Annotated in this window: 2 protein-coding genes; one reads left to right on the forward strand and one right to left on the reverse strand. The window is 47.7% G+C overall.

Going from position 1 to position 1,002, the window contains the following annotated elements:
- On the forward strand, positions 1-407 hold a 407-nt coding region (locus IAQ59_RS21990), incomplete at its 5' end, for a PD-(D/E)XK nuclease family transposase (protein ID WP_209333009.1).
- Positions 408-782: 375 nt separating this feature from the next.
- Here the strand turns inward: IAQ59_RS21990 and IAQ59_RS21995 are convergent.
- The coding region (locus IAQ59_RS21995; RefSeq protein ID WP_209333010.1) for a hypothetical protein at positions 783-1,002 on the reverse strand (220 nt) is incomplete at its 5' end.

The raw sequence follows: 1,002 nt of genomic DNA on the forward strand, positions 1-1,002 counted from the left end.
CCAAATTCGAGAAATGGCTGTATGTATTAAAACACTTGGAGTTTCTGGAGAGGCTGCCGGGTAGAGTAAAGGAAAAAATATTCGAAAAAGTCATGGACATAGCCACACTGACAAATCTGGAAAAAAAGGACCGCAGAGCCTACGAGCAGAGCCTGAAGCGCTACCGCGACCTGAAAAACGCACTCGACGCAAGTGAGCAGAAAGGGCTGGAGAAAGGGTTAGAGAAAGGGCGGGAAGAAGGAGAACAGATCGGGCTGGAGAAAGGAAAAATGGAAGTATTACGATCAGGCATCATAAATCTCTATAAAGAAAACCTGCCCACGCCCCTTATTGCCAAGGTAATGGAAATAGACGAGGGCACCGTGATGAGAATCCTCAAGGAGGAAGGGTTGGTTGATGAGACGTAAGATTTAAGACGTTAGACTCGCAAAACGTTCGAGCCTACATTAGGTAACAATCCCCTTAAGCCCTGGTTTGGAGATTGCTTCGCTCCTGCGTCACTCGCAATGACGGGCCGAAAACGTAAGACTCGCAAATCGGTCGACCTTACATTCGGTCCAACCCCAACGGGGTGGCATGATTATAGCCCTGGGTGTCAACCCGGAGACCAAAAAAGCGCCCTTCTCCCCCGTTTTGGCCGCTTACCCTGTCCATCCTGCTATCCCCCTCCCGCCAAAACCCAGAGGTGGTTGAGGTGCGGGTAGATGGTTAGATATGAGATGTGAGATTTTTAGAAGACGTAAGATTTTAGACGTAAGACATAAGATGTGAGAACTAAGACGTTACACTTTGTCCTTCCCTAAATAACGTTGACCGTTTTGGTTAAACGATTCGACAGTCCGACGATTCAACAGAAAAACAAGATTGCTTCGCTCCTGCGTCACTCGCAATAAAGGCCTTGCGCTGATCTTAGCAACGTCGGTAGATCTGCATGCCGACTTGTTTCCAATATTTTGTATATTCAACCCATGCAAGCCACGCCACGGAACATTAACCCCTTTA

Source organism: Lunatimonas salinarum, assembly GCF_017811155.1.
GTDB lineage: Bacteria > Bacteroidota > Bacteroidia > Cytophagales > Cyclobacteriaceae > Lunatimonas > Lunatimonas salinarum.